Source organism: Marinactinospora rubrisoli (genome assembly GCF_042664915.1).
Lineage (GTDB): Bacteria > Actinomycetota > Actinomycetes > Streptosporangiales > Streptosporangiaceae > Marinitenerispora > Marinitenerispora rubrisoli.
This window is the reverse complement of sequence record NZ_JBHTBH010000010.1, coordinates 55,791-80,783: the sequence shown is the minus strand read 5'-3', so window position 1 is coordinate 80,783 and position 24,993 is coordinate 55,791. Positions and strand designations below refer to the sequence as shown.

Genomic DNA, 24,993 nt, shown 5'->3' with positions numbered 1-24,993 from the left:
CCGCGAGATCTTCGCCGCCGCCATCGCGGAGAGCTTCCGGCCCCGGCTCCGGCAGGTGGCCGCCCACCGGAGCGCCCCGCACAACGTCCCCGCCGCGACCACGCGGAGCGCGTCATCGCCGGGGAACCGGACCGGGTCAGCGGCGCGGTCGCGCGGTTCGGCTCGTCACCGAGCCGCGATCGCCGGCGACCACATCGGCTTCCCGGCACCGCCGGCGCCCCGACCGCACCGCGCGGAAGCCCGGCACGCCTCAGAGCAGGCTGAGCTGCCCGTCGGGGCCGGGCCGCGGGCGGCGCAGGTGGCGCCACTTGGGGAGGTCGTCGAGGTAGGCCCACGACATCCGGTGGTGCGGGGTCGGGCCGTGCTCGGCGAGGGTCGCGCGGTGCAGCGGCGACGGGTACCCGGCCGCCCCGGCGAACCCGTAACCGGGGAACTCGGCGTCCAGCTCCGCCATGAGCGTGTCCCGGTACACCTTCGCCAGCACGGACGCCGCGGCGACCGTCACGCAGGTGAGGTCGGCCTGGATCTGGGTGCGCACCGCCCAGGGGGCGCCGAGATAGTCGTGCTTGCCGTCGAGGATGACGCGGTCGGGCCGGACCGCCAGGCCCGCCAGCGCCCGGGAGGCGGCACGGCGCAGCGCCTCGGTCATGCCGAACTCGTCGATCTCGGCCGGGGTGGCGTGGCCGAACGCGTGGTCGCGCACCCACGGCCGGACCAGGTCGCCCATGGCCACGCGGCGGGCCGGGGTGAGCTTCTTGGAGTCGGTGAGGCCCTCCGGCGGTTCTGAGCCGTCGGTGACCGCCGCGCAGCAGACGACGGGGCCGGCCCAGGCGCCGCGTCCCACCTCGTCGACTCCGGCGACGAGGGTCGCGCCCGCGGCGGCGAGTTCTCGTTCGAGCGCGTAGGTGGGCGGGATGACGGAGGACTTCGCTGGCACCTTCCCAAGCCTAGATCGTTGATGGGGTCGGCTGAACCGGCTGCGGCATGGCGAAGGGCACCCCACGGCCGGGGGCGCCGAACCCGCGCCCCTTCCCGCCGCACTCCACGGCCGTTGGACGACCATGTCCCGTCCCTGATGCGCCCAGCGGCTCGGGCGGGCGGCTGCCGGCGGGACCGCGCGTGCCATGCGGTGATCCGGCGCGACCGGCCGATCAGGTGCCCCGGTCGAACGGTCACTGACCGCTCACGACGACCGAACAGGGCGTACCCCGATCAGCGATCCGGACCTCCCCGGGGCCGGCGCGGGCCGGGTCCCGATCACCCTTCGGGAAACGCCCGCGGCTTCGGCGAAGCGGCCCGAGCAGCCCTCCCCCCTCCTCTATCCTGAGGATGGTCCGGCCGTCGCTCACGGCGGTCACCGCGCACCGGGCCCGGCCGTGACGTGCCCGGCCGCCGCCCACACCTGCTCACCACGATTCCCTTGGGGGCCGCCCGCCATGTCCGCCACTCCTCCACCCGGTGGAAATCCCTCGTCCGCAGGGACGTCGCCCGCCGGTGAGGACTCGGTCGCGAAGCTCATCGAGATCGCCCACAAGCCCACGCTGGGCCAGCGGCTCATCTCGTGGGCGTCCCGGCCGCCGGGCCGGCTCTACCTGCCGGTGTGCGCGCTGGCCGGTCTCGTCCTGCTGTACGAGGACAGCGTGCCCGGCGGCCACCTGCCGAGTTTCCTCATCGGCGTGGGCGGCGGCGCGCTGCTCGCCGCGATGGGGGCGCTACGGCTCGGAATCGCCCTGACGATCGCGCGGCCGATGATCCGTTTCTACTGGCTGCGCTGGATCACCGCCCCGCTCATCGCGGCGCTGGCCATCGTGCTGTCGGTGACCGACGTCCCCCTGCAGACCCGCCTCGATCTGTCCGAGCGGGCGCTGCTGAACGTCCGCGACACCGCGAACCGGTCGACGACCATCCCGATGAACGGGACGTGGGCCGGCCTCTACCCGCTGCAGGCGGTCTCGGTGCACGACGGCGTCGCGCGGTTCACCGTGCAGGGGGCCGGGCTGCTCGGGACGTCCGGGCTGGCGCACAGCGGTGAGCCGCTGCCCACCGACGTGTTCGTTCCCGGGCACGGCGGCGTGGTGTACGAGCACATCACCGGCGACTGGTACTCCTGGAGCGAGTACTGACCGCTCCCCCTGGATGCCGCGCCCGGCGATCGCGTGCGGCCCCGCCGGACACCGCGACATGCCCCCGGCGGCCCTTGCGCCGCGCGGGGTAATCCGGTTCCCTCGTCGGGGGTGGTTGATGTCACCGGTCGTCACACCGATGTCCAACCGTGTCTCACCGTTGCTTTAACCTCCCCCGGATAGATCTGAACGCGAGACCAGTGACGCACCCGCGGCCAGACGAGGGACGCTATGAACGAATTCATGACGACGCTGCACCTTCGCATCTACGACGCGCTGGAGTCGCTGCGGCGCGCCCGGGACGTCGGCGACCAGGACCTCGTGGCCGCCCAGGCCGGTGAGATCGAGGACCTCGTGGAGATCGCGGCGCGGCACGGCGTCGACATCGACTGCGGGTACCGCAGGCTGGCGCACGCCGCCTGATCCCCGGCCCGGCCGGGCCACCACGACACCGCGAGGGGGCGCTCCCGGACGGGAGCGCCCCCTCATCGTGTGCGTGGAGCCGGGTCAGCGGCGCTTCTTCGACCGCTGCCGTCCGTACCCCTCGCCCTGCTCGAACTGCTGGCGCATGGCCTCGCCCTGCTCCTGCTGGTACTGCTGCTGCATCTGCTGCTGGCGCTCGGCCGCCGCGGCGACCGCGCCCTGGGCCTGCTGGAACGCGTCCGTGGCCTGCACCTGCTGGAACACGTCGGCGCCCCGGGTCACCTCCGACCGGCCGGACCGCCGGCCGCCGAGTTCGGGGAGCAGCTGGGCCAGCACCAGCGTGGACAGCGCCGAGGAGTCACCCGCCCCGCCCTCGGTGCGCACCACGACCGGCTGGGGGGCGTTCTCGGCCAGCCGGGCGCCGACGTCGAGCCGCCGCCGGGCCAGCTCGTACCGGAGCACGGCGCGGTTGTCACGGTAGGAGGTGGCGAGCCGGCGCTGCGCCTTCGCCTCGTTCTGGGCGGCGACGAGGTCCGACCGGCCGCGCGTCTCGATCTCGTAGCGCACCCGCTGCGCCTCGGTCTCCTGCTCCTCCAGCATCTGCGCGACGTCCTTGCGCGCCTTGTTGAGGGCCGCGTTGACCTCGACGATCTTGGCGTCGCGCGTCTTCTTGGAGCGCTCGATGTCCATGAGCAGCGTGTCGATCCGCCGCTTGCGGGTGAGCTCCCACTCCTGCTCGTAGGCGACCAGTTCCTTGGCCACCCGCTCGCGGGTGGCGAGGTGCTGCTGGTACTGGTTGGGCAGCTGGACGTCGGGGATGTTGCACCCCATGATCCGCACGCCGTACCGGCTGAGCTGCCGGTTGAGCAGGTCCTGCATGTCGGCGACGTCGGAGCCCCGCAGGTCGTAGGCGCCCTCGGTCCGCACCTGGCGGCTGCGCTGGCGGATGGCGTCCTGCACGGCGTTGGACAGCACGAGGTCGAAGTTGCTCGCTCCGATGGTCCGGACGAAGGCGACGGCGTCGGTGATGCGGAACTTCAGGAAGAACTCGATGGACTTCAGCGGCACGTTCTCCCGGGTCGGGCACGCCTGCACGGGAGCGGTGTAGGGGATCTCGGTGGAGGTGTCCACCACGAAGTCCACCCGCGCCCAGGGGTGCCACAGGTAGTGCCGGCCCGGTTCCAGGACACCGACGACGGCGCCGAACTTGGTGAGCACGCCGGTGGTGCCCTGCTCGATCTCCACGATGGCCGATCGCCACCACCACAGTCCGGCGAGCAGCAGGCCGACCAGGGCGAGCACCAGCGCACCGACGACCATGAAGCCGGCGAGTCCGATCGACGCCCCGATCAGGGCCACGCCGAGCAGCCACAGCCCGACCCAGACGAGCACCAGCCACTTCAGCCCGCGGCCGTCACGCGGGATCACGACCGGGACGAGCTGGCCCTGGTCACCGCCGCGCAGCAGGCGGGCGATGTCGCCCCACGAGGCCAGCGACTCCTTGATGCTGGAGGAGCCGCGCGCGTTCGCTGCCGAATTCGTCATCACTGTCCTTCCTGCTCCGGCGCGGCGCCGGGGATGCCGCCCAGCCGCTCACCGATGACGCCGTCGGAGACCGACTGGCGGATCTCCTCCACCCGGTCGGCGCCGGGCACGTCGGTTGCCTGCTCGGGATCGGGCGCCTCCACGGTGGCCTGCTCCTCGGCGAGCAGTTCCGCGATCTCCGCCTCGCGGGAGGCGATGCGGTCGGAGATCTCGGCCAGGCGCGTGCGGATGGCGGCCATGTCCGATTCGGAGAACAGCTCCTCGTCGGCGCCGCCGATGATCTGGCGGGCCACCTGGAGGAAGTCGACGCTGGAGGTCGAGCCGTCGCCGATCTGCACCACCTGCGGGAGGCTGCCGGCGACGGACTCCAGCTTGTCCAGCAGGTCCTGCTGGAAGCGGTAGTTGAGGATCTCCGGTGCCTCGGCGGCGCTGACGGCGCGGATGTCCAGCGCCTGGGCCTGCAGCAGCGCGGCGTTGGCATTCGCGGTGCTCTCGGCCTCGACGAACCGCTGGCGGGCGAGCGCCCGGGCCCGGTTGGTCTCCCGCTCCAGAGCGGTGTCCATCTGGGCCTGGTACTGCGCGATGTCGGCCTGGATCGCCGAGAGCGTCTCGTTCAGCGAGGCGAGCTCCTTGTTGAGGTCGCCCTCGTTCTGCTCCTTGCGCAGCTGGAGTTCGTACTCGTAGGTGTACGCCTCCTTGGCCACCCGCACCATCTCGGGCGCCGCGAGGTCCATCCGGTATTCCTGGCTGGACGGCTCGGCGTGCGTGATGTTGGCGTTGGTCAGCCGCACGGCCGGCAGGAACTGCTGGTTGAGCTGTTCGAGCAGCCGGGCGGTGTTCTCGCCGACGAGGTCATAGATGTCGGACGCCTGCTGCTCGTAGATGAGGCTGCGGGTGGTCTCGCTGATCGCGTTGTTCAGCTTGTCCTGGAACCCCTGGACGGCGCCGAGGACGAAGATGAACGCCTCGGGGTTCTCGATGCGGAACTGCAGGAACAGGTCGACCGACGCCTTGACGCCGCTCTTCGTGGGCGCCTCGCGGATGGGCGCGTTGAACGGGTACTCGCGGGTCGTGTTGACGATGTAGGAGACCCGCTTCCAGGGGTTGAGCAGGGTGACCCGGCCCGGGCCGACGATCTGCTCCAGCTTGCCGAACTTGGTGATCAGCGCCTGGCAGCCGTCCGGGACCATCACCATGCCCTGCCGCCACCACATGAAGGCGGCCATCCCGGCCACGACGATCCAGTAGTGCGGCCCGAAGAACAGCAGGGTGGCGTAGGGCACCGGGGCGGTGAACAGCGCTCCGACGAGCCCGGCGATGGCCAGCACGATGACCGGCAGCATGGCGGCGAGGGTCCGGCCACGCGGGATGACCATCGGCGAGATGACGTGCACCGGGCCGTGGGAGCCGACCTCCACCTTGCTGCGGTTGAGCACCTCGCCGGCGTTGTTCAGCGAGGTGGTCTGCTGCTCGATCCGGGTGCCCACCGAGGCGCCCTGCTCACGGGCGGCGAGGAAGTCACCCGGGTCGAGCCCGAATCCCTCCGTGGTCTGGCTGATCGCGTTGGACACCGCCTCCCGAGGATCGCCGCCCTGGGCGATCGCTCCGGCGGCCCCACGCACGGACTGCGCGAAGGACATGGGCACCTACTCCTTGGGACGAGGAAGACGATGACTCCGACGCGGGCAGGCGCGGCCGGGTTCCGGTGTGCCTGCTCAGGAGTCCTGGCATCGTCCCACAGGGTTACGGTCCGGCAGGTGGCGAGAAGATAACCATCCATTACCGGCGACGGCGCGTTCCCCGCGTCCCCCCTCGGTCCGGTACCGCGTGAGCCGCGCGATCACGCCTTGCGGCTTCGCGATCCGGCTTCGGACGGTGCCGGCACGTGCGCCGCGCACGCCGCGTACGCGGCTCCGGAAACGGCGTGTGGGAAGCCGGCCGCTGCCGACTCCCCACATGTTCTGCTCACCTGACCGTCAGGACCGCCGTGTCAACGACGGGCCCACGGGTTCTCAGCTGCACCCGCTCGTGGATCCGCATCCCTCGCACACGTAGCAGCTACCCGACGGCCGCATCTTGGTGCCGCAGGTGACACAGAGCGGCGCGTCCGCGGTGAAGCCCTGCTTCAGCTCCAGCAGCTCGGTGGTGGTGTGCGCCGTGCGGGTCTCCTCGCGGGAGGCGGGCTCGGAGTCGGCGTCCTCCTGGCCGACCGGGGCGGACTGGGCGTAGGACTCCACCTGGGCGGCGACCTGGGCCGGGTCCTCGCCGGCGACCTGGGCGGCGCGCTCCTCGGCGGACAGGACGCCCAGGGCGGCGCGCTCCTCGTAGGGGAGGTAGTCCAGAGCCAGGCGGCGGAAGATGTAGTCGACCACCGACTGGGCCATGCGGATGTCCGGGTCGTCGGTCATGCCGGCCGGGTCGAACCGCATGTTGGTGAACTTCTCGACGTAGGTCTCCAGCGGCACCCCGTACTGCAGGGCGATGGAGATGGCGATCGAGAACGCGTCCATGACGCCGGCCAGGGTCGAGCCCTGCTTGCCGAGCTTCATGAAGACCTCGCCGAGGCCGTCGTCGGGGTAGGAGCCGGCGGTGATGTAGCCCTCGGCGCCGCCCACCGTGAAGGAGATGGTCTGGCTGGGCCGCTTCTTCGGCAGCCGACGGCGGACCGGGCGGTTGACCTCGACGACCTTGGGCTCCGGGGCGGCCTTCTCCTCCGTCTTCTCCTCGGTCTTGGCGGTGGACAGCGGCTGGCCGACCTTGCAGTTGTCCCGGTAGACGGCGAGCGCCTTCAGGCCGAGCTTCCAGCCCTGGAAGTAGATGTGCTCGAAGTCCTCGACGGTCGCCTCTTCGGGGACGTTCACCGTCTTGGAGATGGCACCCGAGAGGAACGGCTGCACCGCCGCCATCATCTCGACGTGCCCCATGGGCTTGATGTAGCGCTTGCCCATGGCGCAGTCGAACACCTCGTAGTGCTCCGGCCGCAGCCCGGGAGCGTCCACCACATGGCCGTTCTCCGCGATGTACTCGACGATGGCCTCGATCCGCTCCTGCTGGTAGCCGAGGTTCTTCAGCGCCCGCGGGATCGCCTGGTTGACGATCTGCATGGAGCCGCCGCCGACCAGCTTCTTGTACTTGACCAGCGAGAAGTCCGGCTCGATGCCGGTGGTGTCGCAGTCCATCATGAAGCCGATGGTGCCGGTGGGGGCGAGCAGGCTGGCCTGGGCGTTGCGCCAGCCGTTCTTCTCGCCGGTCTTCAGGCAGTCCTGCCACGCGCGGGTGGCCGCGGCGGCGATGTCGCGGTCCATCCGGCCGATGGTGCGCAGGTCGTCGTTGGCGGCGGCGTGCTTGCGCATGACGCGCTTGTGGGCGTCGGCGTTCTTGGCGTAACCGTCGTAGGGGCCCACGACCCCGGCGAGCTCCGCGCTGCGCCGGTAGGCGGTCCCGGTCATCAGGGAGGTGATGGCCGCGGCGAGCGCCCGGCCGCCGTCGGAGTCGTAGGCGTGTCCGGTGGCCATCAGCAGCGCGCCGAGGTTGGCGTAGCCGATGCCGAGCTGGCGGAAGGCACGGGAGGTCTCGCCGATCTTCTCCGTGGGGAAGTCGGCGAAGGTGATGGAGATGTCCATCGCCGTGATGATCAGCTCGGTGAGCCGGACGAACTTCTCGATGTCGAAGGTGTCGTCGTCCCGCAGGAACTTCAGCAGGTTGATGGACGCCAGGTTGCAGGAGGAATTGTCCAGGTGGACGTACTCCGAGCAGGGGTTGCTCGCCGAGATGCGGCCGCTCTCGGGAGTGGTGTGCCAGTCGTTGATGGTGTCGTCGTACTGCAGGCCGGGGTCGGCGCACTCCCAGGCGGCCCGGGCCATGCTGTGGAACAGCTTCCGGGCGTCGACGGTGGCGATGACCTCGCCGGTGGTGCGGGAGGTGAGCCCGAAGTCGGATCCGGTGTCGACGGCGCGCATGAAGGCGTCGGACACCCGGACGGAGTTGTTGGCGTTCTGGTACTGCACGCTGACGATGTCGGCGCCGCCGAGGTCGACGTCGAACCCGGCGTCGCGCAGCGCGCGGATCTTGTGCTCCTCCCGGGCCTTGGTCTCGATGAACTCCTCGATGTCGGGGTGGTCGACGTCGAGCACGACCATCTTGGCGGCACGGCGGGTGGCCCCGCCGGACTTGATGGTGCCGGCCGAGGCGTCGGCGCCGCGCATGAAGGAGACCGGGCCCGAGGCGGTGCCGCCGGAGGAGAGCAGCTCCTTGCTGGAGCGCAGCCGGGAGAGGTTCACGCCGGCGCCGGAGCCGCCCTTGAAGATGATCCCCTCCTCCTTGTACCAGTCCAGGATCGACTCCATGGTGTCGTCCACGGACAGGATGAAGCAGGCGGACACCTGCTGGCTGGAGGCGGTGCCGACGTTGAACCACACGGGCGAGTTGAAGCTGAACAGCTGATGCACGAGCGCGTACTTCAGCTCGTGGTCGAAGATCTCGGCGTCCTCGTCACCGGCGAAGTAGCCGTGCTCGCGCCCGGTCCTGGTGTACATGCCGGCCACGCGGTCGACGAGCTGCTTGAGGCTCCACTCGCGCTCGGGGGTGCCGAGGGCGCCACGGAAGTACTTGCTGGCGACGATCTGGGTGGCGTTCATCGACCAGGCGGCCGGGAACTCCACGCCGCGCTGCTCGAAGTTGACCGACCCGTCCCGCCAGTTGGTCATGACGACGTCACGGCGCTCCCACTCGACCTCGTCATAGGGGTGGGTGCCCGGCGTGGTGAAGACACGCTGGATCTTCAGCCCCTTGCGCTGGGGCTGCCCCCTGCCCTTGCGCGTCGACGAGCCGCTCGTGGTCTCCGTCATTCTCCACTCCCCCTGATATATGGCACATACCCAATTGCCGCGCCGGCCGGCCCGGGCTTCCGGCGGCCGGCGCGGTCCCCGTGCGCGGGGCGCGTGACCGCGTGGTCCGGTTACTCCGCCGCCGGTTTTCCGGCCTGCCGGGTGGCACCGGCTCTGGCCCGATCGGCCCGCAGCATCGCGATCTCGTTCTCGAAGTCCGTCAGGGACTCGAACCCGCGGTACACCGACGCGAAGTGGAGGTAGGTCACCTCGTCGAGTTCGCGCAGCGGGCCCAGAATGGCGAGCCCGATCTCGTGGGCCGGCACCTCGGCGAGCCCGCGCCCGCGGATCTCCTCCTCGACCTGCTGGCCGAGCTTGGCGAGCGCGTCCTCGGTGACCGGCCGCCCCTGGCAGGCGCGCCGCACCCCGGCGATGATCTTGCCCCGGGAGAACGGCTCGGTGACCCCGGACCGCTTGGCCACCATGAGCAGCACGGTCTCCTGGGTGGTGAAGCGGCGGCCGCAGGCCGGGCAGGACCGGCGGCGGCGGATCGCGGCGCCGTCGTCGGTGGACCGGCTGTCGATCACCCGGGTGTCAGGATGGCGGCAGAACGGACAGTGCATGCCGGCACGCCTCCCCCCACATCCGCATCGCCGATGCCTCCCGCACCCGCACGGAACGCGCTCCCGAGGGGCGGTGTCCGTGTCGGCGTCTGGTGTTCCACGGCTCTCCAGGGCGACGCCCCGAAAAGGTCTGATACCTACTAAAGCACAATCTCTAGGCGACTTGTTCCTCAGCAGGCACTAGATGTTGTGGTCAACTTACGGGCGCCGCACCCGGGCCGCAAGTCGCCGCACCGGCGGGGGGACGGCGCCGCCGGAGCCCGAAAGCGCCGGAACCGCCGGTGTTTCCGGCGGTTCGGGACGCCACGGGACCCATCGGAGGCGGCCGGAGTGCGCAACGCCACTCATCGCACGGGACGCGCCACGGGGAACGGAGCACAGGCTGCCAGACGCGGCGGCGCGGACCGGGGCGGACACACCGGCCGCGCCGGATGTCCGCACCGGCCCGCGCCGGGCACCGGTCAGGGCTTGGGAAGCACGAGCTCCTGCCCCGGCTCCAGCGCGAGGTCGGAGAGCCGGTTGAGCTCGACGATCTCCAGCACGGTGCGGCGCGGATCGTCGCCGGGGCGGGTCCGCTCGGCGATCTCCCACAGCGTGTCGCCGTCGTGGACCACCACGGTGTCGGGCGCGGGCCGCAGCATCAGAGAGTCGGAGGCGCCGGCCGTGGAGGCGCCGAGCGCCACGGTTGTCAGTACCAGGAGCGAGAATCCGGCTGTGCCGACGAGACCGAGCGCCGAGAGCAGGACCACCCGGCCCCGCCGGGTGAGACGGGTGCCGCGTCCCGGTGGGACGGAGGAATGGAGGTCGGGAAGTCCAGCGAGAGCCTGGGGGACCACGACGGCCGTACCGCCGCTGCTCTCAATACTCACGTCTTCTCCTCGCCCTTCGAAGATCCCGGCGGACCGGTCGCCGACCTCGATACGGGTCGGCGGATCCGCAGTGGCGATCGATTCTGGCACCGGCGCCGGCCGGACGGCGCGCGCCACCGGCCCCCTCCCGGGCCGGCCCATTGAGAGCGGTATTGCGGGTTCGGACATGCTCCCCACCTTCGAACGCCCGTTCGACTAGAACTGACGTTCGACTAATACCGCATCTCGCTGATTTTTTCAGCACCATCTCGAACGTTTGTTTGATATTGCCTTGTCCGCACACTAATGTTGGACATGTTTCACCGCGGTATGCCGACACTGCCGTCGATGCGACATCGCTTCGAGACTCCCTCGTTACGCCGTCACCGACGCCAGCCGCCGACAACCCACACCGAGAACACCGACCGCCGAGGAGGCCGGCCGTGCCGGAGGAAAACCACGGAGCGCAGGAACCGCACGCCAGTGGGAAGGCCGTCACCGGGCTCCGATCCTCGTCCACGCGGACCAGAGCCGCGCAGGAGCCTGTGGCACCGTCGGACTCGGCTCCGAAACTCACGGCCCGCCAGCAGAGCGTCCTGAACGTCATCCACCGCTACGTGCGGCAACGCGGATACCCACCGTCCATCCGCGAGATCGGTGATGCGGTGGGGTTGTCCAGCCCCTCCAGTGTCGCGCACCAATTGAAGGTGTTGCAACGCAAGGGCTATCTCCACCGCGACCAGAATCGCCCACGAGCGGTCGAAATTCGCATTCCGGGACAGCCGCCGGTGCGGTCCTGGGACGAACTCGACGAGGATCACTCCGCCGAGCCCGGCCGCGCGACCGACGTCCCGGTCATCGGCCGGATCGCCGCGGGCGGCCCGATCCTCGCGGAGGAGGCCGTCGAGGACGTCCTCACGCTGCCCAAGCAGCTCGTGGGCGAGGGGCGGCTGTTCATGCTCACCGTCGTCGGCGACTCGATGATCGAGGCCGCCATCACCGACGGTGACCTGGTCGTGGTCCGCCAGCAGCCCGAAGCCAACAACGGCGACATCGTCGCGGCGCTGCTCGGCGACGAGGCCACGGTGAAGACCTTCCGGCGGGACGGCGACCACGTCTGGCTGCTGCCGCGCAACCCCGACTACGAGCCCATCAGCGGCGACGAGGCCACCATCCTCGGCAAGGTCGTCGCCGTGCTGCGCAAGGTGTAACGACTTCGCCTCGGTTCGAAACGGGCCCGTGATCTTTACCCCGATCACGGGCCCTGTCACCGTCACGCGATGGAATCGGGATCCAACGGTGACCGAGCGGACCGCCACCGCCATACCCGTCACACCGGGACGGACCGGCACCGGCCGGGCTCTACGGTAAGGGCATGTCCTCCTCGCCCCTCCGTGCCGCCGTGCGCGGCGGCTGCGCCCTCCTGACCGGCGGCGCCCTGGTGCTGGCCACCGCCTGCGGCCCGCCCGCCGCCCCCGAGCCGCCGGCCACGGCTCCCTCCGCCTCCCCCGGCACCACCCCCGTGGAACGCTCCGTCACCTTCGACGGCGCCGGTGACACCGTGCACGGCACCGTCGCCCTGCCACCGGGAACGAGCGGACCGGTGCCGGGCGCACTCATCATCTCGGGCAGCGGCCCCACCGACCGCGACGGCAACAGCCCCGCACGGCCGGACGCCGACACCAACGCCAACTTCGCCCGGGTGCTCGCCGCGGCCGGTGTCGCCTCCCTGCGGTACGACAAGCTCGGGTCCGGCGAGACCGGCCTCGGCGGCCGTGAGGCGGCCGAGCCCGTCGGCTACGACGTCTTCGAGGACCAGATGGCCGCCGCATACGCCGAACTCCTGGACCAGCCGGAGGTGGATCCCGAGCGGATCCTGGTCCTCGGGCACAGCGAGGGCAGCCTGTTCGCCCTGCGCGCGCCACAGGTGGTCTCCGGTCCCCCTCCCGCCGCGCTCGTTCTCGCCGCCCCCGTGGGCGCCCGCTACCTGGACCTGCTGGACCGGCAGGTCACCGAGCAGGTACGCGACGGCGAGGGTTCCGGCGCACTCGACGCCGCCGCGGCCACCACCGTGCTGTCCGACACCCGGCTCGCCATCGCCCGGCTGCGCGCCGGCCGGCCGCTGCCCGACGATCTCGCGCCGGAACTCGCTCCGCTGTTCGGGCCGGCCACCTCGGCGTTCCTGCGCCGGATCGACGCCATGGACCCGGTGGACCTGGCGCGCGACCTCCCCGACGGCACCCGCACGCTCGTGCTGTGGGGCACGGCCGACGCCCAGGTCACCGCGGCGGAGGTCGACCGGCTGATGACCGGGCTCCCCGACGGCGAACGCGTGGACCTGCCCGGAGCCGACCACGTGTTCCGCCGGTACGACGACTCCCCCGGCGCCACCGCGCTCGACGCCGAGCGCCCATTCGCGCCGGACGCGGCGCCCGCCCTCGAAGAGTTCCTCGGCACCGTGTGGTGACCGGGCCGCGCCCGCCGTACGCGGCCCGGCGCCGGTGCCCGGGAACGGCGATGGCGCCCTCCCCCTAGGGGGGAGGGCGCCATCGCACCGGTTCGCCGTCAGGGCGCGGGTGGTCCGACGACCGCCCGCCGCCGGGTCAGCTCCGGGTGCCCTCGATCTGCGCGACGGTGGCGCGCGCCAGCTGCTCGGCGCCCGCGATCGCCTCGGATTCCGAGATCGACGACGAGTAGGAGTAGTCGGTCGCGGCGTCGTAGCAGGTCGACAGGAAGATGTTCGACAGCCGGACGCCGACGCAGCCGAGCTCGTACTCGGTGTCGTACCAGGAGGCGGCCTCGTCGCCGAGATTCTCGACGGGGGTGGTGGTGTACCCCTCGGACTGGGTGGCGAGGTCGGAGGCGGTCTCCTCCGCCCCCGTGGTGCCGGGCCGGTTCTGGTTGCGCATCAGCAGCATCGAGGCGGTCGCCGGCATGCCGGAGGAGTCGCTGGAGGTGATCCAGGAGCACTGGTAGCCGTCCCACCAGTCCTGGCCGCCGGTGTCGATGGCCTGCGCGGCCTGCGTCTGGTACCCGGGCAGCAGGGCGTTCAGCGCCTCGTTCTCCGCGACCGAGCAGTCGGGGGTCGCGGTGTAGTCCTCACCGCTGCCCAGCCACAGGTAGGCGCCGATGCCTCCGGCGATGAGCAGCACCACCAGCACGACGACGCCGACGATCGCGCCGACCGCGCAGCCGCGGTTGCTCTTCGGAGGGGTCTGACCGAGGTAGGGGTTCTCTCCGTAGGGGGCACCCGGGCCCGGCATGCCCGGACCCGGCTGCGGACCGTACCCAGGGGGACCATAGGGGCCGGGCTGTGGCGGACCGTAAGGTCCCTGGGGTCCGGTCGGCTGACCGGGCTGCGGCCCGGTCGGCGGTCCGCCGTACGGCCCCGACGGTCCGGACGGTCCCCCAGGTGGCCCCGGAGGAGGACCACCGTAAGGTGGCTGGGCCATCAGCGAGTCCCCTTTCCTGCCAAGCAAACTTCAGGCTGACCAGCAGAGCTACGTTACTAGTCCGCACATCTCATCTCGCCCCAAAACGGGCGTCGGTTACCTGATTGACACCGTGCCCGCCGCACCCGTAGCAGAGGTCACAGGCGTGCCGGGCGCACGTCCGGGAAGGGCCGCCGGCCCGCCCGGACGGGTGCGGGCGGACCGCCGGAACCGCCGCTCCGCACGGGTGCGCTGTCACGGACGGTCACAGGTTCACGCCCGGTAGGACGTCCCCCGGGTGCGGTACGTTCCCACGAGGCCGTAACGAACCGGTGACGGGCGCACCGCGACGCGACCGGGGTCCGGGCCGCCCCGCGCGGTCAGATGGCGGCGGCCACGCCCTCCGCCACCGCCACGGCTCCGGCCCGGGCGTCGTCGAAGACCAGGTCCGCGCCGCCGTACCAGACGCGCACCACCAGGTTGTCGCGGCGGAAGGCCAGTTCGGCGGCGTCGGCGTCGGCCGTGGAGTGCCACACCAGCGCGTCCTCGCCCAAGGCCGGCACCGGGGCCGCCCCGTCCAGTTCGTTCACCGGCGCCAGCTCCGCCAGCCGGGTGGCGGCCGCCTGTGCTCCCGTGATGTCGCCGGCCTTGTCGGTGAAGTGCGCCTGGAAGGCGATCTGGACCGAACGCGGCGGCACGCCGTCGGCCGCGGCGTGGTCCACCGACGTCCACACGCAGGAGTTGCCGCCGGCGTCGACGAGCGGTCCCCGCTCCGCGGCCTCCAGGGTGGCGGACGGGGCCACCGACGCGAGCAGCTCGTCCGCGACCACCTCACACGCGGGCGCGGTGGCGTAGGCGTCGTCCGGCCCGGCGCCGGTGGCCGGACCACGGGCGCCCCACAGGACTCCGGCCGTGATCGCGGCCGCGGAGAGCACGACGACCCCGCCGGCCGCGACCGCGATCCGCGCGCGCCGGTCCAGCCGCCATTCCCCGAACGTCTGGGTCATATGTTCCTCGCCGTTCTCCGGGACCGGAGCGCCGAAGGGCCGGGACCGTACCGGTCCCGGCCCCGCGCACCGGCGCTCAGGCCACCACGATGTTGACCAGCTTGGGCTCGCGGACGACGACCTTGCGGATCGTCCGGTCGCCGATGAACCCCTGAACCTTCTCCGAGGCCAGCGCCAGGCGCTCCAGCTCCTCGGCGCTGATGTCCGGCGGCACCTGAAGCTTGTCCCGGACCTTGCTGGCCACCTGCACCACGCAGGTCACCGATTCCTGGACGAGCAGCGCGGGGTCGGGGGTCCGCCAGTTGCCGATGGCCACCGACCCGCTGTGCCCGAGCCGTTCCCAGCCCTCCTCGGCCACGTAGGGCGCGAACAGCGACAGGGTGATCGCCACGACCTCGGCGGCCTCGCGTACGGCCGGGTCGGCGGCGCCCGGGCCGGAGTCGATGGCGCGCCGGGCCGCGGTGACCAGTTCCATGACGCGGGCGATGGCGACGTTGAAGCGCTGCGCTTCGATGGCCGCGGTGACCTTGTCCAGCGTCTGGTGGGTGACCTTGCGCAGCGCGAGGTCACCGGTGGCGGGGTCGGTCCCGGGCGCCGAGGCGGCGCCGGCCTGCGTCATCAGCCGGTAGGCGCGGTTCAGGAACCGCAGCGAGGCCGCGGGCGAGACGTCGGCCCAGTCGATGTCGTCCTCGGGCGGGCCGGCGAACACCACGGTCAGCCGCACGGCGTCGACGCCGTAGAGGTCGATCTCCTCGCCCAGGTCGACGCCGTTGCCCAGCGACTTCGACATGGCCTTGCCCTGGTTGATGACCTGGCCCTGGTTGAGCAGCCGGGTGAAGGGCTCGGTGAAGTCCACCATGCCCATGTCGTAGAGCACCTTGGTGAAGAACCGGCTGTACAGCAGGTGCAGGATGGCGTGCTCGACCCCGCCCACGTACTGGTCGATCGGCCCCCACCGCCGCACCTTGTCCGCGTCGAACGGCGCGGTGTCGGCGTGCGGCGAGCAGTACCGCAGGTAGTACCAGGAGGAGTCGACGAAGGTGTCCATGGTGTCGGTGTCGCGCCGGGCGGCGCCGCCGCACCGCGGGCAGTCGACGTTGACCCAGTCGCTGGCCGCCGCCAGCGGCGAGACGCCCTTGGGCGCGAGGTCGGCGCCCCGGAGGTTCTCGGGCAGCCGCACCGGCAGCTGGTCGTCGGGGACCGGCACCTCGCCGCAGTCGGGGCAGTGGACGATCGGGATCGGGGTGCCCCAGAACCGCTGGCGCGACAGCAGCCAGTCGCGCAGCCGGTAGTTCACGGCGGCGGCGCCGGTGCCGCGCTCGGCCAGGATCTCGATGATCCGCGGGATGGCCTCGGTCTTGGTCAGCCCGTCCAGCGGGCCGGAGTTGACCAGGCGCCCCTCGCCGGGCGTGGCCACCCCGGTGATGTTCGGGTCCTCCTCGCCGGTCTCGACGACCACGCGCACCGGCAGGTCGAACGCCTTGGCGAAGTCGAGGTCGCGCTGGTCGTGCGCGGGGACCGCCATGATGGCGCCGTGCCCGTAGTCGGCCAGGACGTAGTCGGCGGCCCAGACCGGGATCCGCTCCCCGTTCACCGGGTTGGTGGCGTACCGGCCGAGGAAGACACCGGTCTTGGTGCGCTCGGTGGACTGGCGCTCGATGTCGCTGAGCTTGGCCACGCTGTCGCGGTAGGCCTCGAACTCGGCGCGGTGCTCCGGCGTGCACAGCTCGTCGGCCAGTGCGGCGTCGGCGGCGACCACGAAGAAGGTGGCCCCGTACAGGGTGTCCGGCCGGGTGGTGAAGACCGTGACTGGCTCGTCGCGCCCCTCGATGTGGAACCGAACGTCGGCGCCCCGCGACCGGCCGATCCAGTTGCGCTGCATGAGCAGCACCCGCTCGGGCCATTTGCCTTCGAGCCCGGCCATGTCGTCGAGCAGCCGGTCGGCGTACTCGGTGATGCGGAAGTACCACTGGTTGAGGCTGCGCCGCACCACCTCGGTGCCGCAGCGCTCGCAGCGCCCCTGGACGACCTGCTCGTTGGCGAGCACCGTCTGGTCGTTGGGGCACCAGTTGACCAGCCCGTCCTTGCGGTAGGCCAGGTCCCGTTCGTAGAAGCGCAGGAAGAGCCACTGGTTCCAGCGGTAGTACTCGGGGTCGCTGGTGTGCAGCCGCCGCGACCAGTCCAGCGCGGTGCCGTAACGCTTGAACGACTCCGCCTGCGTCTCGATGTTGGCGTAGGTCCACTCCGCCGGATGGGAGTCGCGCTTGATGGCGGCGTTCTCGGCCGGCAGGCCGAAGGAGTCCCACCCGATGGGGTGCAGGACGTTCTCGCCGAGCTGGAACCGGTAGCGCGCCACGACGTCGCCCATGGCGAACGCCTCGGCGTGCCCCATGTGAAGGTCACCCGACGGATAGGGGAACATGTCGAGCACGTAGCGGCGAGGACGGTCGTCGGCCGGGTCCTCGCTGGCCGCGAAGGTGTTCTCCTTCGCCCACCGGGCCTGCCACTTGTCCTGGAGCGCGCGGGCGTCGTACGTGTCGCCCGCGACCTGGTCTCCGCCTACCGCTGTCATCGCTGGTTACTATCCTCTACGGTTCACGCGCGGGCACGTCGCGGCCGGTCCGACCGCCTGTGCCGCGTTCCTCGCGTCCGGGATCACGGCCGCGTCTCGAAGAACACGCACCGGCGCGCCGTCCGTCCGCGGGGCCCTCGGACGAGCTTGCCGCCGACCTGGTCAGCGCCGTCGCCCCCGGCCGGGTGTCTGAGCCTCAAGGTTAGCGCGCCCGGCACGCGCCCATCGACGCGTCGGCCCCCGGCGCTCGCGGGGACACGGCGCCGACCGGGCTCCGGCCGGTGGGAGAATACCGGCGCGTGGCCGGCGCCCGGCCACCGTGTGCCGCCGCGTGCCCCCTCGCGCCCCGCTCTCCGGCGGGGCCGCACCGGCGGCGCGGCCCCGCCGGCGTCCTTCGACGTCGGCGTACGAAGCACTGGGAGACCTGGAGAGATGACCGTCTTCGATCGCGTCCGCCGGATCGGCCGCCTCGCCGCCATCACCGCCCTCGGCCTGGGCATGACCTTCGGCGCCGCGGCGTGCGGCGGGGGCGGGCAGAGCGACGACGCGGCCACGAGCAGCCCGGCACCGGTGCTGGGACAGAACAACGACCGCATCCAGCTCACCGAAGGGGTGCCCTTCACCGTCGATTCCGGGGACGACCGGACCACCTCGCTGCAGATCACCGGATACGAGGACGGCGACGAGCCGTCCGTGGTGATCAGCTCCCGCGAGGGGGAGGGCGAGGCGACCTCGCACACCCTCAAGCTCGGCGACACCATCGACATCGCCGGGGAGACCTGGCAGGTGTCGGAGATCGGGGTCAGCGAGTCCGCGTCGATGCCCGGATCCACCACGCTGACCCGGGCCGAGTAGCCCCGGGCGCCGGTCAGGACAGCGGCTGCCACGGGGTGTCGCACGCGGTGCACCGGAACTCGATCCGCTTGCCGCAGGTCTTGCAGTGCGGGCCGGGGCTGTAGTCGTCGAGGTGGCCGGCGTGGCGGTCCGCGAAGTGGCGCAGGCTCATGCAGACGTTGCACCGGATGAGGACGTTCGTCGGGCTCTTCGGCCAGGGGTAGTCCGGTTCGATGGGATGACCGTCCAATTCCACGCTCGCGCCCTCCCCACGGCCGGGCGGGCTCCGTGCGGGTGGTGCACGCGGCGCGGCGGCGTCCTGCCCGGCGCAGCCCCTGCCGGTCCGCGAACCTGGCGGAACCCGGTTGTCGCTGCAACGATCCACGACACCGGTGCGGTGGTCAAGCGCTGGACGGGGCGTGGACGGTCAGTGGCCGCCTCCGCGGTGCGGAACCGCCGCCGGCAGCCGCGCGACCCGGTCGGCCGCCTCCGCCAGGCGGCCCGGTGGCACGGTGCCGTCGGCGACCGCGGTCAGCACCGCCTCCAGGGCGGCACGGAAGATCTCCTCGTCCTTCTCCGGCCCGTTGTACGGGTTCCCCAGGCAGAGCAGGTCGGCCCCCGCCCGCAGGGCGGCCACCGCGCCGCGCGCCACCCCCGCGACCGTCCCGGGTGCGGCCAGGAACCCGGTGACCGCGCGCATGTCGAGGGCGTCGGTGACGGCGGCCCCGGTGAACCCCAGCTCGGTGCGCAGCAGCGCGTAGCAACGTGGGGAGAGGCTGGCCGGCGCGTCGTCGAGCGCCGGGATCACGATGTGGCCGGACATCACCATGGGGACGCCCGCATCGACCGCGGCGCCGAACGGGACCAGTTCCCGGCGGTGCAGGGTGGGCAGGTCGACGTCGATGACCGGGAGTGCCGTGTGGGAGTCGACCGCGGTGTCGCCGTGCCCGGGGAAGTGCTTGCCGGCGGCCAGCGTCCCGGCCGCCGCCAGCCCCTGGGCGAAGGCCACGCCGTGCCGCGCCACGAGTGCGGCGTCGGCCCCGAAGGCGCGGTCGCCGATCACCGGGTTGCGCGGGTCGACGTTGACGTCCAGGACCGGGGCGAGCGCCGCGTCGATGCCGACGTCGCGCAATTCCCGCCCCATCGCCTCGGCGACGGACCGGGTGCGGTCGACGTCGTCCGCGGTGCCGAGCTCGCCGTGGCCGGGGTAGGGCGAGCCGGCGGCGGCGTGCAGCCGGGTGACCCGGCCGCCCTCCTCGTCGCTGGTCACCAGCAGGTCCGCGCGGCGCCCGTGCAGCTCGCGGGTGAGCGCGGCAGGGTCGGCGGCGAGGTTGGGGGCGAAGCAGCAGACCGCGCCGAGCCCGGCGTCGATGGCGCGGGCCAGCCAATCGGGCGTGCGGGCGCCCCCTCCATAGCCGGGAACGGACTCGAACCCCGGCATGAGCACGGCGTGCGCCATGCGCAGCAGCGCCGGGTCGCGGTGCGGGCCGGCCGGGCTCATCCCTTCACCGCCCCGGCGACCAGCCCGGAGACGAGGCCCCGCTGGACGAACAGGAAGAAGACCATCACCGGCAGGGTGATGATCGTGGAGGCCGCCATGACCGCGCCCCAGTCGGTGGTGTACTGCCCGAAGAACTGGCGCAGGCCCACCGCGACCGTGTAGTTGTCGCTGCTGTTCATGAAGGTGAGGGCGAGCACGAACTCGTTCCACGCGGTGATGAAGGAGAAGATGCCGGTGGCCACCAGGCCGGGCGCCACCAGTGGGAAGAGCACCGACCAGAACATCCGGTTCCAGGAGGCGCCGTCGATGTAGGCGGCCTCCTCGACCTCCCTGGGCACCGCGGCCACGAACCCGCGCAGCATCCACACCGCGAACGGCAGCGACAGCGCGATATAGACGACGCCGAGGCCCAGCAGCGAGTTGAGCATCTGCAGGTCGCGCGCCAGCAGGAACAGCGAGATGACCAGCGCCTCCAGCGGCACCATCTGCACGACCAGGATCAGGACGAGCACGGTGGTGCGCAGCCGGAACCGGAAGCGGGCCACCGCGACCGCGGCGAACAGCGCGAGCAGGCTGCTGCCCAGCACGGTGATGAGCGCGACCACCACCGAGTTGCCGAGGTAGGTAAGGAAGCCTGCGCGGGTGAGCACGTTGTCGAAGTGCCGGAGCGTCAGCTCGGTGGGCAGCAGCGCGTCGGTGCCCGAGGTGGCCCGTGGCGCGAGGGCGGTGGACAGCATGGTGTAGGCCGGGAACAGGGTGAAGGCGAGAAGGACGGCGACCGCCGCCCCTTTGCCGGCCTGGCGGACGATCCGCCGCACCGGGCGCCGCCCACGGCGGACGGCGCCCGCGGGCGCGGCGCTCGTCGAAGTCGTGGTCATCGTCATGGTCCTCAACGCAGCTCCTCGTCGCGGAACACGACCCGCAGGTAGCCGATGGTGATGGCGAGCAGCATGAAGGTGAGCAGCACGGCCACGGCCGAGCCGAGGCCGTAGCTCTGCTGGGCGAAGGAGCGCACGTAGGACCAGACGCCGAGGTTGAGCACCTCGGGGTTGGTGCCGCCCCCACCGGGCATCAGGTACACCTGCGCGAACACCTTGAAGTCCCAGATGGTGGACAGGATGGTGACCACGGCGAAGACCGGCCGGATCGTGGGCACCGTGACCCGCCAGAACCGCTGCCAGGCGTTCGCGCCGTCCAGCATCGCCGCCTCGGTGAGCTCGCGCGGGATCGTCAGCAGCCCGGCGAGCACGGTCACGGCCACGAACGGGAAGCCGTGGTGGATGATGTTGAGCGTCACGATGGCGTAGAAGCTCAGCCGCTCCGTGAACCAGTTGACGCCTTCCGGCCCCACGAGGCCGACCGCCTGCAGCAGTTGGCGGACCAGCCCGCGGTCCACGTCGAAGATCCAGATCCAGACGTAGGTGCCCGTCACCGCGGGCATGGCCCACGCGAGCATCACGCAACTGATGACGATCGTGCGCCACCAGGGGCCGAGCGAGCGCAGCAGCAGCGCCACCAGGGTGCCCAGCACCACGGTCCCGCCGACGGCCACCACGGCGAAGACGACGGTGTTGGGCAGGACGACGCGCCACAGGTAGGGGTCGGTGAGCAGGCTGACGTAGTTGTCGATCCCGTTGTAGTTGGGCTCGCCACTGACCACGTTCCGCAGGCCGTAGTCCTGGAAGGACAGCCAGACGACCCGCCCGAGCGGGTAGAGCAGCAGGACACCGATCACCGCCAGAGCGGGCGCGAGCAGCAGCCACGGGCGCAACGGCGGCCGGCGGCGCCGTCGCGGGCGGGCCGGTGCCGGAGGCCCGGCCGCCGGCGCAGTGCCGGCGGCCGGGCGGACGAGAACGGGTTCGCTCACGGGTCAGGCGCCCCCGCCGTTGAGGGTCTCCTCGATGGTCTCGGCGGCGGTGGCCGAGGCGTCCTCCACGGAGGCCTCGCCGGACAGGATCGCCTGGACCATCGTCTGCAGGACCCGCTGCCCCTCGATCTGGCCCCAGGCGGGGCTGACCGGGACACCGTGGCCGGCCTCGCTCATCTGGACGGCGAACGGGCGCACCAGCGGGTCCTCGGACTCGGAGAACGGTTCGAGCTGGGACTGCCGGCCGGGGAAGTAACTGGTCTCCTCGGTCCAGCGCCGGGCGTAGTCGTCGCTGGTCAGCAACTGGACGTACTGCCAGGCGAGGTCCTCGTCCTCGGTGTCGCTGAACACCGACAGGTGCGAGCCGCCGAGGAAGGACGGGCTGTACCCGCCGTCGCGGCCGGGGATGGGGAAGGCGCCGACACGGCCTTCGAGTTCCGGGTCGGTCTGCGTGATGGCTTCGGGCGCCCAGCTCCCGGCGATCATCATGGCGCTGTCGCCCCGGATGAAGGCGTCCTGCATGTCGGTCTCCAGCCAGGTGGTGGCCCCGCTCGTGGAGAACCCGTCCTCCAGGGCGAGGTCGGTGAAGAACGCGATGCCCTCCCGCGACTCGGGGCTGTCGATCTCGGCCTGCCAGGTGCCGTCGTCGCCCCGCACGGCGATGTCGCCCCCCGCGCCCCAGACGAACGGCAGCAGGGAGAACATGGCGCCGCCGGGCACGGGGAAGGCGGCGATGTCGTCGCGCTCCTCCTCGATGGTGGCGGCGGCCTCGCGCAGTTCGTCCCAGTTGGTGGGCTCCTCCAGCCCCAGTTCCTCGAAGACGTCGGTGCGGTAGACCACCGTGCGCACACCGGCGAACCACGGGATCCCGTACAGCCGGCCGTCGATGGTGCCGGCCTCCAGCAGTTCGGGGACGTAGTCGTCGGTGCTGCCGGCGAGGTCGGTGACGTCGACCAGCGCACCGGCGTCGGCGAACTCGGGGGTCCAGGTGGTGCCGACCTCGGCGACGTCGGGCAGGGTGCCGCCGGCCATCGCCGTGACGAACTTGTCGTGGGCGTCCCCCCAGGGCACGAACTCGACGTTGACCTGGACGCCGGTCTCGGCCTGGAAGTCGGCGGCGACCTCGTCGAAGAAGGCGCTCGCGTCGGGGTGGGTGCCCTCCATGATCCAGACGTCCAGGCTCTGGCCCGAGGGGCCGCCGGTGCCGCAGGCGGTGGCGGTGAGCGCCACGCTCACCCCCAGCGCGACGACCGGCAGGACATGCTTTCGGCCCATTGACGATCTCCCGTCCGTGTTGCCGCGGGGCACCCCCGTTGCGGCCGTCTCCGCACGCCCCTGGGAACTTGCAAGAAACCTACGCAAAATAAGGACCGCTGTGAAGTAAACAACAGTAAGCGACACGTCACGGCACACGGTCATCGTGGCCGAACCGGCTGTGACGTGCAACGACGGTGCGCAGCGGCGGGGTGACGGAGCGCGAGCCCGGCGTGTCCGCCGGGGCTCCGGGCAAGCGCCACCGCGACGAGCGGCGGGTAGCGCCGCCGGTTATTCGGAGATGCCCGAGGCGATGCGCAGCGTGGAGACGAGTTCGGCCGGGCTGTACACGGCGCGCCCGATGGCGGCGGAGAAGGCCGCGAGCATGTGCAGGAAGACCAGCGGGTCGCCGCGGGTGAAGCGCTGGGCGATCTCCTCCTCGCCGACGGAGTAGGCCTCCCACGTGTTGATGACGGCGAACTCCAGTTCGGGCTCCAGCAGGTCGGCGACGGCCCGGGCCACGGCCTCCCGCGCGTCGGCGGGCTTCCACACCACGCCGGTCTCCTGCACGCGGCGGGTGAGGAACGAGGCGTACACCTTGAGCTCGGACGTGGCGGCCGCCACGGCGTCGGCGTCGGTGATGCCCTTGACCGCCGCGGCGAGATCCGCGGGCTCCCGGCGCACGTAGGCGTCGATGAGGGCGATCGCGAGGTGCTTCACCGCGTTGGCGCGGTCATGGGCGTCGTCAGTCGGGGCCATGTCCCCATGATGCCCGCTGGGGCCGGCCGGATGCGCCGGCCGGCCCGGGCCGCGTCGCGGCGGCGCGCCGCCTAGGGGGCGTCGGGCTCGAAATCCGGGCGCAGCGGCATGTGCGCCTCGGTGCCGTCGAGCTTGACGCCGAGGATCTGGTGCAGCTGCACGACGTTCTTCTCGAACCCCAGGATGCAGCCCGCCATGTACAGCCGCCACACGCGGGCGGTCCCCTCGCCGACCTCCTGGACGGCGGCGTCCCAGTTGCGGTCGAGGTTGTCGCACCAGTGCCGCAGGGTGCGGGCGTAGTGCTCCCGCAGGTTCTCCTGGTGCCGGATCTCGAAGCCCGCGTCGTTCATGGCGCTCTGCAGCCAGCCGGGCCCCTCCAGCTCTCCGTCGGGGAACACGTAGCGGTTGATCACCCCGCGCGGGTTCATGGGCGGCAGGTCGTTGCGCGGGCGGGTGATGCAGTGGTTCAGCAGCCGGCCGCCGGGGCGCAGTTTGGCGTACAGCGACGCGAAGTAGCCGGGGACGTTCTTCTTGCCGATGTGCTCGGTGAGACCGATCGAGCTGATCCGGTCGTACACCCCGTCGGGCACGTCGCGGTAGTCCATGTGCCGCACCTCGGCGAGGCCGCCGAGCCCCTCCTGGGCGATGCGCTTCTGCGCCCACTCCGCCTGTTCCTTGGACAGGGTCACTCCGAGCGCCTTCACGCCGTGCTCCCGGGCGGCGTGCATGACCATCCCGCCCCAGCCGCACCCCACGTCGAGCAGCCGCATGCCCTCCCGCAGGCCGAGCTTGCGGGAGACGAGTTCGTACTTGTGGGCCTGGGCCTGCTCCAGGGTGGCCTGTTCCGTCGGGTAGACGGCGCAGGTGTAGGTCATGGACGGGCCAAGGACCAGTTCGTAGAACGCGTTGGAGACGTCGTAGTGGTGGTGGATCGCTTCGGCGTCGCGCCCCTTGGAGTGCCGGAGGCCGCCGCGTTCCAGCAGGGTCGAGCGGCGCATCTCCTGCGGGGGCGGCGGCACCCGGTTGACCAGCTTCACCCAGCCGACGTCCTTGACCAGACCGGCCATCTGGAGCGGCGTCAGGCGCCGCCCCTCTTCGAAGGCGACCTCCGACATGCGCTTCAGCGCCGTGTACATGTCGCCTTCGAGGTCGATGTGGCCGGAGACGTAGGCGCGGGTCAGGCCGAGAGCGCCGGGCGCCTGCGCCAGGTAGTTGATGGCGACCGGCGTCCGCACGATCAGCGTGACGTCGCTCTCCGGATCCCCCGCGACACTGCCGTCATAGGCCCGGAACCGCACGGGGGCGTTCGGCCCGACCACACGTTCGAAGATCTCCGCAAGCCGCATAGCCTTCCCTTCTCGCCGCACGTCGCCCCCTCCC

At 71.6% G+C, this 24,993-nt stretch carries 21 protein-coding genes; 5 read left to right on the top strand and 16 right to left on the bottom strand.

Features of this window, described 5'->3' with window-relative positions; genetic code table 11:
• Positions 1–250 precede the first annotated feature (250 nt).
• The gene (locus ACFQRF_RS20300) at positions 251–937 is read right to left on the bottom strand and encodes a ribonuclease HII (protein WP_379872721.1); all 687 of its coding nucleotides are present in this window, start codon (positions 935–937) and stop codon (positions 251–253) included.
• Between the two features lie 499 nt (positions 938–1,436).
• On the opposite strand from ACFQRF_RS20300, the gene ACFQRF_RS20295 reads away from it, so the two are divergent.
• Positions 1,437–2,123 carry a hypothetical protein gene (locus ACFQRF_RS20295; protein ID WP_379872720.1) on the top strand — a complete coding sequence of 229 codons (687 nt, stop codon included), beginning with the start codon at positions 1,437–1,439 and terminating at the stop codon, positions 2,121–2,123.
• 231 nt (positions 2,124–2,354) lie between these two features.
• A complete protein-coding gene (locus ACFQRF_RS20290) occupies positions 2,355–2,546 on the top strand; it encodes a hypothetical protein (RefSeq protein WP_379872719.1) in 192 nt (63 codons plus the stop codon).
• Between the two features lie 84 nt (positions 2,547–2,630).
• Here the strand turns inward: ACFQRF_RS20290 and ACFQRF_RS20285 are convergent, their stop codons facing one another.
• From ACFQRF_RS20285 to ACFQRF_RS20265, 5 genes are all read right to left on the bottom strand, one after another.
• A complete protein-coding gene (locus ACFQRF_RS20285; protein ID WP_379872718.1) occupies positions 2,631–4,091 on the bottom strand; it encodes an SPFH domain-containing protein in 1,461 nt (486 codons plus the stop codon).
• Positions 4,091–5,731, bottom strand: a complete 1,641-nt coding sequence (locus ACFQRF_RS20280; protein ID WP_379872717.1) for an SPFH domain-containing protein — start codon at positions 5,729–5,731, stop codon at positions 4,091–4,093. Before ACFQRF_RS20280 ends, ACFQRF_RS20285 begins: the two co-directional genes overlap by 1 nt.
• A gap of 372 nt (positions 5,732–6,103) precedes the next feature.
• Positions 6,104–8,938: a vitamin B12-dependent ribonucleotide reductase gene (locus tag ACFQRF_RS20275; protein WP_379872716.1), complete on the bottom strand. Its 2,835-nt coding sequence runs from the start codon at positions 8,936–8,938 to the stop codon at positions 6,104–6,106.
• A gap of 110 nt (positions 8,939–9,048) precedes the next feature.
• On the bottom strand, positions 9,049–9,540 hold the full coding sequence (gene nrdR / locus ACFQRF_RS20270; RefSeq protein WP_379872715.1) for a transcriptional regulator NrdR: 492 nt from the start codon (positions 9,538–9,540) through the stop codon (positions 9,049–9,051).
• A 461-nt stretch (positions 9,541–10,001) separates the two neighbouring features.
• On the bottom strand, positions 10,002–10,409 hold the full coding sequence (locus tag ACFQRF_RS20265) for a LysM peptidoglycan-binding domain-containing protein (RefSeq protein ID WP_379872714.1): 408 nt from the start codon (positions 10,407–10,409) through the stop codon (positions 10,002–10,004).
• Between the two features lie 524 nt (positions 10,410–10,933).
• Here ACFQRF_RS20265 and lexA point away from each other — a divergent pair.
• Positions 10,934–11,599, top strand: a complete 666-nt coding sequence (gene lexA, locus ACFQRF_RS20260) for a transcriptional repressor LexA (RefSeq protein ID WP_379872713.1) — start codon at positions 10,934–10,936, stop codon at positions 11,597–11,599.
• A 164-nt stretch (positions 11,600–11,763) separates the two neighbouring features.
• Positions 11,764–12,855, top strand: coding sequence for an alpha/beta hydrolase family protein (locus ACFQRF_RS20255; protein ID WP_379872712.1), 1,092 nt, complete (start codon positions 11,764–11,766; stop codon positions 12,853–12,855).
• A gap of 136 nt (positions 12,856–12,991) precedes the next feature.
• Here ACFQRF_RS20255 and ACFQRF_RS20250 read toward each other — a convergent pair whose 3' ends face one another.
• The 3 genes from ACFQRF_RS20250 to leuS all read right to left on the bottom strand — a co-directional run bounded on the left by ACFQRF_RS20250 (position 12,992) and on the right by leuS (position 17,398).
• Positions 12,992–13,651 (bottom strand): hypothetical protein, encoded by a 660-nt coding sequence (locus tag ACFQRF_RS20250; RefSeq protein WP_379872711.1) that lies wholly within the window; start codon positions 13,649–13,651, stop codon positions 12,992–12,994.
• A gap of 548 nt (positions 13,652–14,199) precedes the next feature.
• Entirely contained in the window at positions 14,200–14,826 is a 627-nt protein-coding gene (locus tag ACFQRF_RS20245) for a hypothetical protein (protein WP_379872710.1), read from the bottom strand.
• Positions 14,827–14,902: 76 nt separating this feature from the next.
• Positions 14,903–17,398, bottom strand: a complete 2,496-nt coding sequence (gene leuS / locus ACFQRF_RS20240) for a leucine--tRNA ligase (protein ID WP_379872709.1) — start codon at positions 17,396–17,398, stop codon at positions 14,903–14,905.
• A gap of 432 nt (positions 17,399–17,830) precedes the next feature.
• Between leuS and ACFQRF_RS20235 the strand changes: the two genes are divergently transcribed.
• Positions 17,831–18,253 carry a DUF6406 domain-containing protein gene (locus ACFQRF_RS20235; protein WP_379872708.1) on the top strand — a complete coding sequence of 141 codons (423 nt, stop codon included), beginning with the start codon at positions 17,831–17,833 and terminating at the stop codon, positions 18,251–18,253.
• 13 nt (positions 18,254–18,266) lie between these two features.
• Here ACFQRF_RS20235 and ACFQRF_RS20230 read toward each other — a convergent pair whose 3' ends face one another.
• From ACFQRF_RS20230 to ACFQRF_RS20200, 7 genes are all read right to left on the bottom strand, one after another.
• Positions 18,267–18,488, bottom strand: coding sequence for a hypothetical protein (locus tag ACFQRF_RS20230; RefSeq protein ID WP_379872707.1), 222 nt, complete (start codon positions 18,486–18,488; stop codon positions 18,267–18,269).
• A gap of 171 nt (positions 18,489–18,659) precedes the next feature.
• Positions 18,660–19,733: a glycoside hydrolase family 3 N-terminal domain-containing protein gene (locus ACFQRF_RS20225; protein ID WP_379872706.1), complete on the bottom strand. Its 1,074-nt coding sequence runs from the start codon at positions 19,731–19,733 to the stop codon at positions 18,660–18,662.
• Entirely contained in the window at positions 19,730–20,617 is an 888-nt protein-coding gene (locus ACFQRF_RS20220; RefSeq protein ID WP_379872705.1) for a carbohydrate ABC transporter permease, read from the bottom strand. The genes ACFQRF_RS20225 and ACFQRF_RS20220 overlap by 4 nt, the downstream gene beginning before the upstream one ends.
• Positions 20,618–20,622: 5 nt before the next feature.
• Positions 20,623–21,600, bottom strand: a complete 978-nt coding sequence (locus ACFQRF_RS20215; protein ID WP_379872704.1) for a carbohydrate ABC transporter permease — start codon at positions 21,598–21,600, stop codon at positions 20,623–20,625.
• Positions 21,601–21,603: 3 nt separating this feature from the next.
• Positions 21,604–22,875 carry a sugar ABC transporter substrate-binding protein gene (locus tag ACFQRF_RS20210; RefSeq protein WP_379872703.1) on the bottom strand — a complete coding sequence of 424 codons (1,272 nt, stop codon included), beginning with the start codon at positions 22,873–22,875 and terminating at the stop codon, positions 21,604–21,606.
• 270 nt (positions 22,876–23,145) lie between these two features.
• Positions 23,146–23,613, bottom strand: coding sequence for a hypothetical protein (locus ACFQRF_RS20205; RefSeq protein ID WP_379872702.1), 468 nt, complete (start codon positions 23,611–23,613; stop codon positions 23,146–23,148).
• 71 nt (positions 23,614–23,684) lie between these two features.
• The gene (locus tag ACFQRF_RS20200) at positions 23,685–24,959 is read right to left on the bottom strand and encodes a class I SAM-dependent methyltransferase (RefSeq protein WP_379872701.1); all 1,275 of its coding nucleotides are present in this window, start codon (positions 24,957–24,959) and stop codon (positions 23,685–23,687) included.
• Positions 24,960–24,993 lie beyond the last annotated feature (34 nt).

Bases quoted from the DNA above. Each gene is read 5' to 3' on its own strand.
- ACFQRF_RS20295 (WP_379872720.1), top strand. From the start codon at position 1,437: ATGTCCGCCACTCCTCCACCCGGTGGAAATCCCTCGTCCGCAGGGACG.
- ACFQRF_RS20290 (WP_379872719.1), top strand. From the start codon at position 2,355: ATGAACGAATTCATGACGACGCTGCACCTTCGCATCTACGACGCGCTG.
- ACFQRF_RS20285 (WP_379872718.1), bottom strand. From the start codon at position 4,091: ATGACGAATTCGGCAGCGAACGCGCGCGGCTCCTCCAGCATCAAGGAG.
- ACFQRF_RS20280 (WP_379872717.1), bottom strand. From the start codon at position 5,731: ATGTCCTTCGCGCAGTCCGTGCGTGGGGCCGCCGGAGCGATCGCCCAG.
- ACFQRF_RS20275 (WP_379872716.1), bottom strand. From the start codon at position 8,938: ATGACGGAGACCACGAGCGGCTCGTCGACGCGCAAGGGCAGGGGGCAG.
- nrdR (WP_379872715.1), bottom strand. From the start codon at position 9,540: ATGCACTGTCCGTTCTGCCGCCATCCTGACACCCGGGTGATCGACAGC.
- ACFQRF_RS20255 (WP_379872712.1), top strand. From the start codon at position 11,764: ATGTCCTCCTCGCCCCTCCGTGCCGCCGTGCGCGGCGGCTGCGCCCTC.
- ACFQRF_RS20250 (WP_379872711.1), bottom strand. From the start codon at position 13,651: ATGCCGGGCCCGGGTGCCCCCTACGGAGAGAACCCCTACCTCGGTCAG.
- ACFQRF_RS20245 (WP_379872710.1), bottom strand. From the start codon at position 14,826: ATGACCCAGACGTTCGGGGAATGGCGGCTGGACCGGCGCGCGCGGATC.
- leuS (WP_379872709.1), bottom strand. From the start codon at position 17,398: ATGACAGCGGTAGGCGGAGACCAGGTCGCGGGCGACACGTACGACGCC.
- ACFQRF_RS20235 (WP_379872708.1), top strand. From the start codon at position 17,831: ATGACCGTCTTCGATCGCGTCCGCCGGATCGGCCGCCTCGCCGCCATC.
- ACFQRF_RS20225 (WP_379872706.1), bottom strand. From the start codon at position 19,733: ATGAGCCCGGCCGGCCCGCACCGCGACCCGGCGCTGCTGCGCATGGCG.
- ACFQRF_RS20220 (WP_379872705.1), bottom strand. From the start codon at position 20,617: ATGACGATGACCACGACTTCGACGAGCGCCGCGCCCGCGGGCGCCGTC.
- ACFQRF_RS20210 (WP_379872703.1), bottom strand. From the start codon at position 22,875: ATGGGCCGAAAGCATGTCCTGCCGGTCGTCGCGCTGGGGGTGAGCGTG.
- ACFQRF_RS20205 (WP_379872702.1), bottom strand. From the start codon at position 23,613: ATGGCCCCGACTGACGACGCCCATGACCGCGCCAACGCGGTGAAGCAC.
- ACFQRF_RS20200 (WP_379872701.1), bottom strand. From the start codon at position 24,959: ATGCGGCTTGCGGAGATCTTCGAACGTGTGGTCGGGCCGAACGCCCCC.